8 protein-coding genes and 2 tRNA genes are annotated in these 15,517 nt (G+C 39.1%); 9 read left to right on the plus strand and 1 reads right to left on the minus strand.

Features of this window, described 5'->3' with window-relative positions:
* Positions 1 to 49 precede the first annotated feature (49 nt).
* The 4 genes from LJC66_RS02895 (at position 50) to aceA (ending at position 3,345) form a co-directional block, all read left to right on the plus strand.
* A tRNA-Asn gene (locus LJC66_RS02895) sits at positions 50 to 124 on the plus strand.
* 4 nt (positions 125 to 128) lie between these two features.
* Positions 129 to 200, plus strand: a tRNA-Glu gene (locus LJC66_RS02900).
* Positions 201 to 409: 209 nt separating this feature from the next.
* Positions 410 to 1,669, plus strand: coding sequence for a M48 family metallopeptidase (locus LJC66_RS02905; protein WP_230931761.1), 1,260 nt, complete (start codon positions 410 to 412; stop codon positions 1,667 to 1,669).
* 392 nt (positions 1,670 to 2,061) lie between these two features.
* Positions 2,062 to 3,345, plus strand: a complete 1,284-nt coding sequence (gene aceA / locus LJC66_RS02910; RefSeq protein WP_221813031.1) for an isocitrate lyase — start codon at positions 2,062 to 2,064, stop codon at positions 3,343 to 3,345.
* A 195-nt stretch (positions 3,346 to 3,540) separates the two neighbouring features.
* On the opposite strand, the gene LJC66_RS02915 is transcribed toward aceA, so the two are convergent.
* A complete protein-coding gene (locus LJC66_RS02915) occupies positions 3,541 to 3,777 on the minus strand; it encodes an IDEAL domain-containing protein (protein WP_013055344.1) in 237 nt (78 codons plus the stop codon).
* Between the two features lie 176 nt (positions 3,778 to 3,953).
* Between LJC66_RS02915 and LJC66_RS02920 the strand changes: the two genes are divergently transcribed.
* From LJC66_RS02920 to addA, 5 genes are all read left to right on the plus strand, one after another.
* Entirely contained in the window at positions 3,954 to 5,933 is a 1,980-nt protein-coding gene (locus LJC66_RS02920; protein WP_230931762.1) for a S9 family peptidase, read from the plus strand.
* Positions 5,934 to 6,095: 162 nt separating this feature from the next.
* Positions 6,096 to 6,713: a TVP38/TMEM64 family protein gene (locus LJC66_RS02925; protein WP_013081701.1), complete on the plus strand. Its 618-nt coding sequence runs from the start codon at positions 6,096 to 6,098 to the stop codon at positions 6,711 to 6,713.
* Between the two features lie 580 nt (positions 6,714 to 7,293).
* Positions 7,294 to 8,034, plus strand: a complete 741-nt coding sequence (gene fabG, locus LJC66_RS02930; protein ID WP_013055347.1) for a 3-oxoacyl-ACP reductase FabG — start codon at positions 7,294 to 7,296, stop codon at positions 8,032 to 8,034.
* A 262-nt stretch (positions 8,035 to 8,296) separates the two neighbouring features.
* A complete protein-coding gene (gene addB / locus LJC66_RS02935) occupies positions 8,297 to 11,797 on the plus strand; it encodes a helicase-exonuclease AddAB subunit AddB (protein ID WP_230931763.1) in 3,501 nt (1,166 codons plus the stop codon).
* Positions 11,790 to 15,515, plus strand: a complete 3,726-nt coding sequence (addA, locus tag LJC66_RS02940) for a helicase-exonuclease AddAB subunit AddA (RefSeq protein WP_230931764.1) — start codon at positions 11,790 to 11,792, stop codon at positions 15,513 to 15,515. Before addB ends, addA begins: the two co-directional genes overlap by 8 nt.
* Positions 15,516 to 15,517 lie beyond the last annotated feature (2 nt).

Consider the following 15,517-nt stretch of genomic DNA (forward strand, 5'->3'; position numbering starts at 1 on the left):
CCTGATAAGCGTGAGGTCGGTGGTTCGAGTCCACTTAGGCCCACCATATTCCACAGTAGCTCAGTGGTAGAGCTATCGGCTGTTAACCGATCGGTCGTAGGTTCGAGTCCTACCTGTGGAGCCATACTGGCCCGTTGGTCAAGCGGTTAAGACACCGCCCTTTCACGGCGGTAACACGGGTTCGAATCCCGTACGGGTCATCTTAAAAGCAGTTTGCATATGCAAACTGCTTTTTTTGTTTGTAAACAGAGTTTATTCTTTTGTCTAAACTCTATTTTTCGTTTTTCTATGATTTCCTCGCCCAAAATTGCATTTCTTATAGCCCATCTATAAACGCTTGTTCTAAATTTCGAAAAAAAACCTACAATAGTAATAACGGCATACTGTTTGTACAAAAGGAGGGGAATGCGTGAAAAAAATTGTTTGGTGGTCCATCGGAGTTTTTCTTGTGTATGGAGCGTGCATTTGGGTGTATTTATTCTATATAAGTGATACCTCTATTCCACAATCATTAAAAGGCACCAGCGTAGACCCGGCTACGTTTATGAATGCACGAGAACTTATGTTGACCGAAAAATATTCAAAAATTAGAGATGCGCTCTTTTTTATCCGAATTCCATATGAGTGGCTAGGGTTTATTTTAATTTTAGTGTTAGGTGTGTCTAAGAAAGTTAATAAGTGGTCTAAAGACGTTAGCCGTTTCGGTCTTCTCCAAACTGCTATTTATGTATTTTGGTTATCTGTTCTGCTGCTGATCTATTCTTTTCCTATGGACTGGATTAGCTATAAGCTTTCAAAGGCTTACCATATTACGACGCAATCTTTCCAAGGATGGATGAAAGATCTTTTTACAGATTTTTGGGTAAACTATGCCACCATGTTTTTAGTGATTGCTGTGTTATATGCATTCATTTGTAAGTTTTCAAAAAAATGGTGGCTGTATGCGTGGCTAGTATCTATTCCATTTACGCTATTTTTGACGTTTATTCAACCAGTGGTTATCGATCCGTTGTACAACGATTTTTATCCATTAAAGAATAAAGAGCTGGAGACGAAAATTTTGCATTTAGCAGATGAAGCTCATATACCTGCTAAGCATGTATATGAAGTAAACATGTCTGAAAAAACGAACTCTCTCAATGCATATGTAACGGGAATAGGTTCTAATTCAAGAATTGTGTTATGGGATACTACTCTTAATAAATTAACGGAACGAGAAATTTTGTTTATCATGGCGCACGAAATGGGTCACTATGTGAAGAAGCATATTTATGTGGGGATTGCTTCAGCATTAGTTTTATCGATTGTAGGTTTATGGCTAACGAAACATTTAGCCAGCTTTTTGATTAAGAGATGGGGAAAAACATTAAAAGTCACTTCTCTTAGTGATTTAAATTCATTACCGCTTATTCTACTTATTTTTTCTGTTCTTACATTTGCTGTGAGTCCTTTAACAAATATGCAATCGCGTCATCATGAACTTCAATCTGACACGTACGCCATGGATTTAACAGGAGATAAACAAGCTGCTGTTAAAACATTTCAGGACTTAACAAAATCAGGATTATCTCAGGTGAATCCGCCGTATTTAGTGAAGATTTTCCGATATGGTCACCCAACAATTCTGGAAAGAATTTCATTTGTTGAGAAGTATGAAAGAAATGAATAAGTGATATAAGAAAAAGTAAAGGATATATGAAGCCTTTTATACGTAGGTATTAATAGAAAAGCCTCCTTGCGGGTAGGAAAAAAATTCTAAAAGGAGGTTTCATTTTCGAAAGTACTGTTATATAATAACGTATGTAAAATAAAAACTGTTTTATAACAATAGGGAGGAATAGTTATTTGTGATTGAAAAGATAGCAGTCTAAATTTTCAGCGTATATTCACCTCAGCTAAGTCTTACTACATGTCCTTCAACTACTTACTTATTTCATCTGCGTTCTTGCTAATATTATGGCAAACTGCTAATTTACTTCATCATGAAACAGACATATTCTAACTGCTGCGTTTTATATTTTTATGAATATAGAATTTTAAATTCATTAGGGGGTATAAAGAATGAAAGACATTCGTGTAAAAAACCTTGAAGAGAACTGGAAAAGCGATGAGCGTTGGAAAGGAATTGAACGTCCATATTCTGCAGAAAAAGTCATTGGGCTAAGAGGGTCCATTGATATTGAACACACGCTTGCTAGAAGAGGAGCCGAAAAGTTCTGGAACTTATTAAAAACAGAGCCATACGTTCATGCATTAGGAGCTTTAACAGGGAATCAAGCAGTACAACAGGTAAAAGCAGGGTTAAAAGCAATTTACTTAAGCGGATGGCAAGTAGCTGCAGATGCAAATCTTTCAGGAAACATGTATCCTGATCAAAGTTTATACCCGGCAAACAGCGTGCCGCATGTTGTGAAACGAATCAATCAAGCGCTCCAGCGTGCCGATCAAATTCAGCATTTAGAAGGAGAAGGGGATATCGATTACTTTGCTCCAATTGTAGCAGATGCAGAAGCAGGGTTTGGAGGACAGTTAAACGTATTTGAACTCATGAAAGGAATGATTGAGTCGGGAGCATCTGCCGTACACTTTGAAGATCAATTATCCTCTGAGAAAAAGTGTGGTCATCTCGGCGGCAAGGTATTGCTTCCAACTCAAACCGCTGTGAAAAATTTGATTGCTGCTCGTTTAGCTGCTGATGTAATGGGTGTTCCAACGCTTCTGATTGCTCGTACCGATGCTGATGCAGCTGATTTAATTACAAGTGATGTTGATCCTGTAGATCGCCAGTTTATTACAGGTGAACGCACCGCTGAAGGTTTTTATCGCACGAGAGCCGGAATCGATCAAGCTATTGCTCGTGGCTTAGCATATGCGCCGTATGCTGATCTAGTATGGTGTGAGACGTCTGAACCAAACTTGGAACAAGCACAAAAATTTGCAGATGCTATTCATGAAAAATTCCCAGGCAAAATGCTTGCTTATAACTGTTCACCATCTTTCAACTGGAAGAAGAAGTTAGATAAGAAAACGATTGAAAAATTCCAAAGAGAAATCGCAAAAATGGGATACAAATTCCAATTCGTTACGCTTGCTGGCTTCCACGCTTTAAATCACAGCATGTTTGAGCTGGCACGAGGATATAAAACAAGAGGAATGGCAGCTTATTCAGAGTTACAAGAAAGAGAGTTTGCTAGTGAAGTAAATGGATATACAGCTACAAGACATCAGCGTGAAGTAGGAACAGGTTATTTTGATGAAGTGGCGCAAGTAGTTTCTGGTGGGACTTCCTCTACAACAGCTTTAAAAGGTTCAACGGAAGAAGAGCAGTTTCAAGCACATAAATAACAAAAAATCTATGAGTGGAACGGTCGGTTACTTCCACTCATAGGAAAAATCCTAACAAAAAAGATTCTTACAGATGTAAGAATCTTTTTTTATGTAGTAAACACGATTTAACAGACAGCTGTTCTTCCTGAGAAGAAAGGATCTGCCTGTTAAACGTACATATAAATCATTAACATGAATTAAGTTCTTAAAATATTAAGTAGATGTTTGAAGCAGGGATTGGTACTGTGCTGATAACTCATAAAAAGCAATTTCATCACGTTGATCTAATGCCGTGTTAATGTTTGTTTCTAACAGTTCTTTTTGACGCTTAAAAAGCGATTCATCAATTACCATTTCGATATAAACATCCAACATACTCACAGTATCAATTACTTTTTTCTTGCGAGCGAGGGACTTCATCATTTCCGTGTACGATTTTTCATTGTTCATACCTCATCACCTCTGCACCCTTTTTATTATTATATAGATTAAAAGAAGAAAAAACAACTAATTTTCTAAATTTTTAGATTTTTATTTTTAGAAATGATAAAGTAAGAGGGAAACGCTATTTTCGTTTCTATCGATTGACTATTTGATTTAAAAATGAATCCTTGGGGGCGAAGAAATTGAATGATTTAAAAAAGCGTACGGTAACGATAGAGGATTTGTATGAATTGAAGTCTGTTTATAATCCTCAGATTTCTCCAGATGGAAAAAGTGTAGTTTATACGGTTCGAAAAACGAAGAAAATAGAAAATGCGTATGAAACGCAGCTGTTTATGTTAGATCTTGAAACGAAAGAAACTAAGCAATTAACGTACTACAAAGGAAATAATCATTCTCCCGCCTGGTCCCCGGACGGCAAGTGGATTGCTTTTTTATCCGATCGCAGTCAAGCCGTGCAGCTCTACCTATTAGCAGCGACAGGCGGGGAAGCAGAAGCACTCACAGATCTTGAAAAAGGCGTTAGTAATCCAGTTTGGTCTCCTTATAGTGACGAAATTATGTTTTCCACAAAAGTAGAAGAAAAAGCTGTAAGAGTTGAACAAAATCATGAACATCCCCAGCCGTATGAAGTGGAACGTTTACTGTACAAATCCGATGTTAGCGGTTATTTAAAAGGTGAATATACTCAAGTTGCTGTCGTTAAACTTAAAAATAAAGAAGTGACGTTTGTAACGGATGGACCTTATCATCACTCTGTAGGGTGCTGGGCCCCTGATGCAAGCTCAATTGTATTTTGCAGCAGCCGAGGAGAGAATCCGGATTTATCGCTAACGATGGATGTGTTTATTTTGCATCGTGATACTAAAAAAGTAACATCTATTACAGCGGAAACAGGATATTTTCATCAAGTTTCGTGGTCACCGGATGGGTCATACATAGCTTACATTGGAAATGAACGTACATACGGATCGGCTTCAATGAATGACATATATATTTATCAGATCTCTAGCCAAAAAACAGCTTGTATCACTGCTGGTATAGACTTAGAAATAGGAGATATGGTAGCAGGAGATTTCCACTTTGGAAGAACCGCAGCGGGAATTATGTGGGGCAGTAATGAAGAATTTTATTTTGTCGTAAGTGAAAAGGGTTCTGTAGGCATATATAAAGGAACTGTGAATGGAAAGTTAGACTCTGTACTTATGGATAATGCTCACGTATATGGGGTATCTGTTCTTCCTGATTGTGAGGAAGCTATTGTGGCAATCAGTACATTTACACATCCGGGAGATCTTTATTCTCTAAATTTAAAAACAGAAGAATTAGTGAAGCTGACAAACGTTAATGACTCATTTTTAAAGCATGTGCAGCTCATACAAGCAGAATCTTTTTACGCGACTTCTACGGACGGTATACATATCCACAGTTGGGTAGTAAAAGCTGCTGCTGCCAATGATGTATCTCCAACCATTTTAGAAATCCATGGAGGTCCGCATCTTATGTATGGTCATACATTTATGCTTGAATTCCAAGTACTTGCATCAAAAGGGTTCAATATCCTCTTTTCTAATCCAAGAGGCGGCAGAGGATATGGTCAAGCATTTACAGATGCGGTTCGAGGGGATTACGGAGGCATGGATTATACGGACTTGATGGCAGTAACCGACGAAGCAGTTAAGCGCTACTCTTATATTAATGAAGATAAGCTTGGCGTAACAGGAGGAAGCTACGGAGGGTTTATGACAAACTGGATTGTAGGAAGTACAAATCGGTTTAAAGCAGCGGTGACGCAACGGTCTATTTCAAATTGGACAAGTTTTTACGGCGTTAGTGATATTGGCTATTATTTTACCGAATGGGAATTAAAAGCTGATATTTATGACAATCCGGAAAAACTTTGGAGCCACTCGCCGCTTCGTTTAGCGGAGAACGTTAAAACACCGCTGTTAATCTTGCATAGCGAACAGGATTATAGATGTCCAATTGAACAAGCTGAACAGCTTTATGTGGCACTGAAAAGAAAAGATAAAGAAGTAGAATTTATTCGTTTTCCTCAGTCTAATCATGAACTCTCTAGAAGCGGTAAGCCTAATTTACGAACGGCAAGACTAAAATATTTAACAAGCTGGTTTAAACGTTATTTAAAACAGTCTCAGTAAAAAATGCATGGCTGCTCAACCAAATATGTGTGTGTAAATAAAGGCTGTATAGTAAACGTAAAGGGACAGGAAAGGTAAAACGCTGTAAAACTTTTGTTTGGTAAAGGAAAGTAGTACAATAAGTGAAAAGTAGCACAGTTGTTTAAATAAGGAGAACATTCGATGGATTTTGAAACATTAAAGCATTATTTGACATTAGACGGCGTCCTCGAGTTATTAAAACAATATCAATCATTTGGAATCATTCCGGGGCTGCTGTTGCCTATTTTAGAAGCGTTTATCCCTATCTTGCCGCTTTTTGCGTTTGTAATGGCCAATGCTGCCGCTTTTGGCTTATGGTTAGGTTTTTTAATTTCATGGGTTGGCAGCTGCGTTGGATCACTGCTTGTCTTTTTGATTTTTAGAAAATATGGACAGGCGAGGTTTTTACATTTCATCAGCCGGCATGCGCAAATTCGAAAGATTATGATTTGGGTAGAAAGACACGGTTTCGGACCGCTGTTTATTATGCTTTGTTTCCCTTTTACCCCGTCTTCGGCAATTAATGTAGTAGCAGGCCTATCACGTGTTAGTATGGCTCAGTTTATGCTGGCTGTATTAGCCGGTAAAATGGTGATGATATTTATGATGAGCTTTATTGGAGCCGATTTTGTTTCATTTGTGAAACAGCCTCTGAAAGCAGTACTTGTTTTAGTCATCATTTTTGTTCTATGGCTTGTTGGAAAACAAATTGAACGAAGATTAAATGAAAAATCTAAAGTGAAACAGTATGACAAATAGTTTGTTTATATATAACAAATAGTGATGAAAGACTGCTTTTTAATAGGCAGTCTTTTGTTATACATACAGCCAAAAGGGGTATTGTAAACTATAGAAAAGCCTTTTCTTATAGGGATACAACAGCATTTTTGAAAGGATCTTAAAATTTTTCTTAACGAAGTTATTTGTCTGTTTATTCGGTTGACAGAACAATGCATATACAGAGTATCTGTCCAGCAATGAACAAGTTTTTTGTTTATCAATTATGAAAAATATGCTAAAATAAAAGAAAAAACTGGGAATAAATTAGACGTCTATTCCTAGTTGCACCTAAGTAATGAACCCTTTGTTTTCTAGAGATATACATGTTTTTTCTCAACATGTATTATCACCTCATGTATTTCAAAACGTTTTCTTGAAAATTATATGAATGATTTTTGAGCTTGACTACTAAGATGTAAGTAGAGGGATCATTACTAGAAAAGCACCGAATGATCATTAAGACGTGCTTGGCGTCGTTTTGAGGAGGGGAATGCGCTACTAAGATTCAAGCGACTTGCTGATTAATCGTTGTTAGTAAGCGTCTTATAGCGCGGGTGACATGAGATTAAAAGATAAAGTGGCAATTATTACGGGTGCAGCAAATGGATTAGGGTTCGAAGCCTCTCGAATATTCGCACAAGAGGGTGCAAAGGTCGCTATGGTTGACTACGATGCAAAAACGGGAGAAGAACGAGCAGCTCAGCTAAAAGAAGAAGGCGGAGATGTAGCATTTTTTCAAGTGAACGTAGCGGATCGAGACAGTGTAGATGCAATGGTAGAAGAAGTAGTGAAACGCTACTCTAAAATAGATATTTTAATTAACAATGCAGGTATCACCAGAGATGGAATGCTAACCAAATTATCAGTTGAAAATTTTCAAGCGGTAATCAATGTAAACCTTACAGGCGTTTTTCACTGTACACAAGCAGTGGTACCGCATATGATTGCTCAAGGTAAAGGGAAAATTATTAGCACATCTTCGGTATCTGGCGTATATGGAAATGTTGGTCAAACAAACTATGCGGCGACAAAGGCAGGCGTAGTAGGAATGACAAAAACATGGGCTAAAGAGCTGGGACGAAAAGGAATTAATGTAAACGCTGTAGCTCCCGGGTTTATTGAGACGGATATGGTGAAGGCGATGCCAGACAAAATCATTGATCAAATGAAATCCACGATTCCTTTACAAAGATTAGGTCAGCCTTCTGACATTGGTTATGCTTACCTGTATTTAGCATCTGATGAGTCCAACTATATTAACGGTACAACACTTCATGTAGATGGTGGAATCATGATGTAAAAGTAGAAAATAATTCGCTTTTCTAAAACTTTTCAGTGGTCTTTTGACTACTGAAAAGTTTTTTTGTTGCATCCAGCATTTCACATATCGGCAAAGTGGAATTTTGTCTGCAAGTTCAGTAAAATAATAAGGAGAGAGATAGAGAGATTTAGATGATTATTACTATGAAATTTTGACGACTGCGTCACGTGTTTACGTGGCGTTTATCCATTTTGTACTTAAATAGATGAAAACATAGAGAAAAAAATGAAGGGGTGAAAACGTGGGGCTACAGTTTTTATTAGGACGTTCAGGAAGCGGGAAAACGGAATATCTTTTAAATAGCATGCGCCAAGAGCTGTTAAATGCTCCGCTTGGGCATCCACTTATTTATATTGTACCTGAACAGATGACATTTCAGTCGGAGTATGAGCTTGTTCAAACACCTGGGTTAGAAGGCATGATGCGTGCTCAAGTTTATAGTTTTACACGTCTTGCATGGCGTATCCTGCAAGAAGTGGGAGGTATTAGCCGCTATCATGTGGATCAAACGGGTATTCATATGATGCTTAAAAAAATTATCGAACATCAAAAAGAAGAGCTTCGACTGTTTGCGAATTCTTCAGAACAAGCGGGGTTTATTGAAGAACTGGAAAAAATGGTTAAAGAATTTAAACAGTACACAGTAGATGCCCCGTCTCTCGAAGAGATGAAGAAAAAGCTTCAAGCAGAAGATGAGAAAGTCCTTGCTGATAAATTACATGATTTACATCTCATTTACGGAGAATTAGAAAAACAGCTGATGACGAAATATGTAGATGGAGAAGACTATTTGAAGCTGCTGAGTGAAAAAGTAGCGTCTTCTGGCTATCTTGCTCAAGCAACGATTTATGTAGATGGATTTCATCACTATACTCCTCAAGAATTAACCGTATTAGTAGAGCTGATGAAAGTTTGTAGAGAAGTAAAAATAGCGGTGACTTCTGATTATTCATATCAAGATTTTATTCCAAATGACTTGCACTTGTTTCGATTAACGAGCGAAACGTACCGAGAAATAATGGGCCTGGCGGCCGAAAACGGGATAGAGATTCAAGAGCCAATCGTATGTAATGAACAAAAAAGGCATCAAAACAGTCCAGAGCTTGCCTATTTAGAACGATATTATGATGAACGGCCAACGCCGGAATTTCAGTCAGAGCCCGAGCACATTCAGCTGCTGCCGGCGGTTAGCCGAAGAGCAGAGGTAGAAGGGATTGCAAGAGAAGTGCTGTTGCTTGTGCGTGATCAGGGCTATCGCTATCGTGACATTGCTTTGATTGTTAGAAATGCAGAAGACTATCATGACTTGCTTCAAACCATTTTTCGAGATTATGAAATTCCGTACTTTATTGACCAAAAGCGAGCGATGTTTCATCATCCACTCGTTGAATTTATTCGTTCAGTCTTAGAGGTGGTAAGCGGGTCATGGCGATATGAAACCATCTTTCGAGCAGTGAAAACAGATCTTTTATTTCCTTTGTCATCTGATGTGCACCAGCTTCGCGAAGAGATGGATGAATTAGAAAATTACGTACTTGCTTACGGTATTCAAGGATCTAAGTGGACGAGTAAGGAACCATTTACCTACAGAAAATATCGTTCGCTTGAAGATATGAACCTTGGGAAAACGGACGAAGAGCTTGCTTTTGAGCAAAAAATAAATGAATTAAAAAATATGATTGTTCCTCCTATTTATTCGCTTCAGCAAAAATTAAAACAAGGAAAAATAGGAAAAGAAAAAGCAGAAGCGCTCTATCGTTTTTTAACGAATTTAGATATTCCACAAAAGATAGAAGCGCTGCGCAATCGATGTGAAGAAGAAGGAAAGCTTCAAGAAGCAAGAGAGCACGAGCAGGTATGGAAAGCAATTCTTCACTTATTTGATCAGTTTGTTGAAATGATGGGAGAAGAGAAAGTATCGATTTCTTTGTTCGCAGATCTATTTGAGACAGGGCTTGACAGCATGCAGTTTGCACTTGTTCCGCCTGCACTGGATCAAGTGGTTGTGGCAAGCTTCGAGCGTTCGCGTTTATCCGGTATCAAAGCAAGCTTTGTGTTAGGTGTAAATGACGGTGTGATTCCAGCTAAACCAAAAAGCGATGGCCTGTTATCTGAGAAAGAAAGAGAGCAGCTGCTTGAATCAGGTTTATTACTTGCGCCAACTGGAAGGCAAAAGTTGTTTGACGAACAATTTCTCATTTATTTAGCACTTTCCAGCTCTTCTGAAAAACTTTATGTTTCGTATCCTCTTGCCAATGAGGAAGGGAAGACTCTGCTGCCTTCACTCGTTATTAATCGAGTAAAAGAGCTGTTTCCGCTCCTGCAGGAAAAGCTGTTAATGATGGAGCCTACGGATTTAGAAGAAGAAAAGCAAGTTGATTATATCACAAATCCTTTAACGAGCATCGCGTATTTAGCCAGTCAGCTGCAAGGTTGGAAACGCCATTATCCGATGAGTTCGGCTTGGTGGGATGTATATAATTTTTATGTAGAAAATCCAAATTGGAACTCATACAGTGAGAGGGTACTAAGCAGCTTATTTTATAAAAACGAAGCAAAAAGGTTAACAAAGAAAACGAGTCAGCGTCTGTATGGAAAGCATATTCAAGCAAGTGTATCGAGAATGGAGAAATTTGAAGCCTGTCCGTACGCTCATTTTGCTTCTCATGGGCTCAAACTTAAAGAACGAAAAGTTTTCAAATTAGCAGCTCCTGACATAGGCGAGTTATTTCACGCGGCGCTGAAGATGATTTCAGACGAGCTTCGCGGCGATCAAAAAGAATGGAAGAACTTAACGAGAAAAGACTGTCAGCAGCTTTCTACGGCTGCGGTGCACGAACTTGCTCCGCGCTTACAAAACGAGATTTTATTGAGCTCTAATCGTCACCATTATTTAACGCATAAGCTGCAGCAAATTATTGAACGTGCGTCGCTTGTGTTAAGTGAGCACGCTAAGATGAGCGGCTTTGTTCCTGTTGGATTGGAGCTTGGCTTTGGACCTAGTGCAGAGCTGCCTTCTATGCAGTTCACACTGCCAAATGGCCATACGATGGAACTCGTTGGCCGAATTGACAGGGTAGATAAAGCGGAAAGCTCAAAAGGACTTTTACTGCGTATTGTCGACTATAAATCAAGCGATAAAGCATTAAACTTAGTGGAAGTGTACTACGGTTTATCTCTTCAAATTTTAGCTTATTTAGACATAGTCGTGACGTATGCTGAACAGCTTCTTCATGATAATAGAGGAGCATTGCCTGCTGGCGTTCTTTATTTCCACGTTCATAATCCAATGATCAACAGTACTAAAGCATTACAGCCTGATCAAATTGAAGCTGAAATCTTCAAGAAGTTTAAAATGAAAGGACTGCTTGTAGGAGACGAGGAAGCAGTAAGGTTAATGGACGAAACGTTAGAATCAGGGCACTCACAGGTTATATCAGCTGGCATTAAAAAGACAGGGGGCTTTTATTCCAATTCTTCGGTTGCGAGCGAAGAAGATTTTACACATCTCCGTCAGTATGTGCGAGGTAAATTTTTGGAGGCAGGTACAGAGATTACAAATGGGAAAATTGATATTTCGCCTTATAAACTAAAAGATAAAACACCATGTGCGTTTTGTGAATACCGCTCAATTTGTCAGTTCGATGAATCAATGGAAAACAACGAATATCGTCAGCTTAGTACAGAGAGTCAAAGTGTTATTTTAGATAAAATTCGAGAGGAGGCCAAACGAGATGAGTGAAGATATACACGTAAAACCGGCCGACTCCCAGTGGACGGATGATCAGTGGAACGCCATTGTTTCATCCGGTCAAGATATATTAGTAGCCGCGGCGGCTGGCTCAGGAAAAACAGCGGTTTTAGTTGAACGTATTATTAAAAAGATTACGATGGGTGATGAGCCAATCGATGTTGATAGATTACTCGTTGCTACGTTCACAAATGCTTCTGCAGCCGAAATGAGAAATCGAATTGGAGAAGCATTGGAAAAAGAGTTAAAAAAGAATCCATCTTCTTTGCACTTGCGCAGACAGCTTAATTTATTAAACCGTGCGTCGATTTCTACGCTCCATTCTTTTTGTTTAGAAGTCATTCGAACGTATTATTATTTGATCGATGTAGACCCTGGTTTTCGGATTGCAGATGATACGGAAGCCGATCTTCTGCGTGAAGAAGTATTAGAAGAATTGTTTGAAGAACAGTACAGTATTGAACAGAACGAGCGATTCTTTGATTTAATTGATCGTTATACAAGTGACCGAAATGATTTAGATATTCAGCTTATGGTAAGAAAGCTATATGACTTTGCAAGATCTAACCCTGACCCAAACGGCTGGCTTGAAATGATCGTGAGTCAATATGATGTCACAGAGGACTCTTCTATTGATTCACTTCCGTTTCTATCTTTTCTTTTACAAGAAGTAACAACGCAGCTGATGGGCATTGAATCGATTTTAAAACAATGCTTAGAGCTAACAAAGCTGCCAGGAGGGCCTGCTCCTCGCGCCGTTAATGCAGAGGAAGACCTGGCTCAAATTCATCGGCTGATCAGCGCTTCTAAGCATTCTTTTGCTGATTTGCATGAGGAAATGCAGAATTTGAATTTTACTCGTTTAAAGCCATGTAAAGGAGAAGCGTACGACTCGCAGCTTTTAGATGATTTCGGAGAGCTTCGCAAAAAAGCTAAAACAAGTCTTGAAAAACTGCATGCCGATTTGTTTTCTAGGCCTTTGCATGGCTACATGGCTGATTTTGAGAAAATGAAGCCCGTTATTGAAACGCTAATCTTTTTAGTTCAGCGCTTCGGTGAACGATATGAACATATGAAAAAAGAGAAAGGGTTAGTAGACTTTTCTGATTTAGAACATTATTGCCTGCAAATCTTGAGTGTAAAAGAAGATGGAGTGCTTAAGCCTTCGTCCATTGCCCAAAAATATCGCACTCAGTTTGAAGAGGTGCTTGTTGACGAATATCAAGATACAAATATGGTTCAAGAAACACTGATTAAACTAGTGACAAGAGATAGTGAAGAACAAGGGAATTTATTTATGGTTGGAGATGTAAAACAATCCATTTACCGCTTTCGTTTAGCGGAGCCATTTTTATTTTTAACAAAGTACAAGCGCTTTACACAAGATGGTCGCCAGTTCGGAAAACGTATCGATTTGAATAAAAACTTCCGCAGTCGTTCTCAAGTGCTTGATGCTACAAACTTTATTTTTAACCAGCTGATGGATGAAGAAGTAGGAGAAATTGCATATGACGATGATGCTTCTTTAAAATTAGGAGCATCGTATCCAAAAGTGGAAGGAATGGAAACGGAGCTTCTGCTAATTGCGAAAGAAAATGCAGAAGAAGAAGCGGATTCTTCTCTCGTCGCTTTTTCAGAAGCAGAGCTTGAAACGGCTCAGTTAGAGGCAAGAGCAATGGCGCGCAAAATCAAAGAACTCGTTCGAAATCGTTTTCAAATGTATGATCGCAAGCTCGATATTATGAGAAACGTGACGTATCGTGACTTTGTTATTTTGCTTCGTTCCATGCCTTGGGCTGCGCAGATTATGGATGAATTTAAGCAAGAGGGCGTGCCGATTTATGCCGATTTATCAACAGGTTATTTTGATGCTACTGAAGTGATGATTATGATGTCTTTATTAAAAGTAGTAGATAACCCGCATCAAGACATTCCGTTAGCTTCTGTTCTTCGCTCACCGGTAGTAGGGCTTTCAGATGAAGAGTTAGCTACACTGAGAGCAGAGCAAAAGAAAGGAACGTATTACGATGCGTTAAAAACGTACTTAGCGGTTTCAGATGATGAAGAACTTCGCGATAAAGTAAAGTATTTCTATGAGCAGTTAAAAGCATGGAGAACACAAGCTAGACAAAGCTCTTTGTCAGAACTGGTATGGCAAATTTACCGCGATACGGGTTTCTTTGAATTTGTTGGCGGACTTCCTGGCGGGAAACAGCGTCAAGCCAATTTACGTGCTCTTTACGATCGCGCTCGCCAGTACGAGGCAACTTCATTTAGAGGTCTGTTTCGATTTTTACGCTTTATTGAACGCATGCAGGACAGAGGGAACGATTTAGGAGCTGCTCGAGCACTGGGAGAACAAGAAGATGTGGTGCGTTTGATGACAATCCACAGCAGTAAAGGTCTTGAGTTTCCTGTTGTTTTTGTAGCTGGTCTTGCTCGTCAGTTTAACTTAATGGACTTGAATAAAGCATATTTACTCGATAAAGAACTAGGTTTTGGATCTAAATATATTGATCCAAAACTGCGTATTACGTACCCTACTCTTCTTCAGCAGACCATGAAGAAAAAAATGAAAAAAGAAAGCATGGCAGAGGAAATGCGGGTATTATACGTAGCGTTGACGCGTGCGAAAGAAAAACTTATTTTAGTTGGAACAGTAAAAGACGCACCAGAAAAGCTCAGACAATGGAGCTCCGTTATGGCACATGAAGATTGGACGCTTCCAGCTCACGTGAGAAGAGATGCAAAATGTTATTTAGACTGGATTGGACCTTCTTTAATTCGTCACCAACATGTTAGTCACATGGTTGAAGGAGCGGTCCAGCCGGCTGAGATGATTCATCAGCATGCTTCAAGCTGGAAACTTTCAACGTTATTAGCAGGTGATCTAGCCGAACAGCCTCTTGAAGAGCAGCAGCATCATGAAGAGCTTTTAAACGCTCTTCAAAAGCATGAGCCAGTTTCAGAATCGAGCGATTATAAAGACGAAGTGTATAGACGCTTAAATTGGTCTTATGATTATCGTGTAGCTTCCGTTCATCGTTCGAAGCAATCTGTTTCTGAACTAAAAAGGCAGCAGCAGCTGACGGATGCAGGTGGAAGCGACGATCTCGTTCGGGGATCTAAAGCACCTCTTGAAAATCGTCCGCTGTTTCTTCAAGAGAAATCTCTCACAGGAGCTGAAAGAGGAACAGCTACACATGCTGTTATGCAGCAGCTTCCATTAAATAAAGCTTATACCCTTGAAATGGTTCAAGACTTTATTCAATCAATGGTTACCAAAGAATTATTGACGCAAGAACAAGCGGATGCTGTTGATGCAAATGATGTAGCAGACTTTTTAGACAGTGACATTGCACAAGGTATTCGAACGGCTCGCACGGTTTATAGAGAGATGCCTTTTAGTTTAGGTGTTTCCGCTAAAGAAATCTATGATCATTGGGAGCAGGAAGACGAAACAATTTTAGTGCAAGGTATTATTGATTGTTTGTATGAAACGGAAGAAGGCCTCGTTTTACTTGATTTTAAAACCGATAACATTTCGGATCGTTTTCAAGGGGATTTTGAACGGGCAAAACCATTTCTAATTGACAGATACCGCATTCAGCTAGAGCTTTACGCAAAGGCCATTGAGCGGATCGTAAAACAACCTGTTCAGCATCGCTATCTGTACTTTTTAGATGGTGGACATGCTGTTAAAATATAAAA

Origin of the sequence: Priestia sp. TSO9 (genome assembly GCF_021029645.1) — a bacterium.
Lineage (GTDB): Bacteria > Bacillota > Bacilli > Bacillales > Bacillaceae_H > Priestia > Priestia megaterium_E.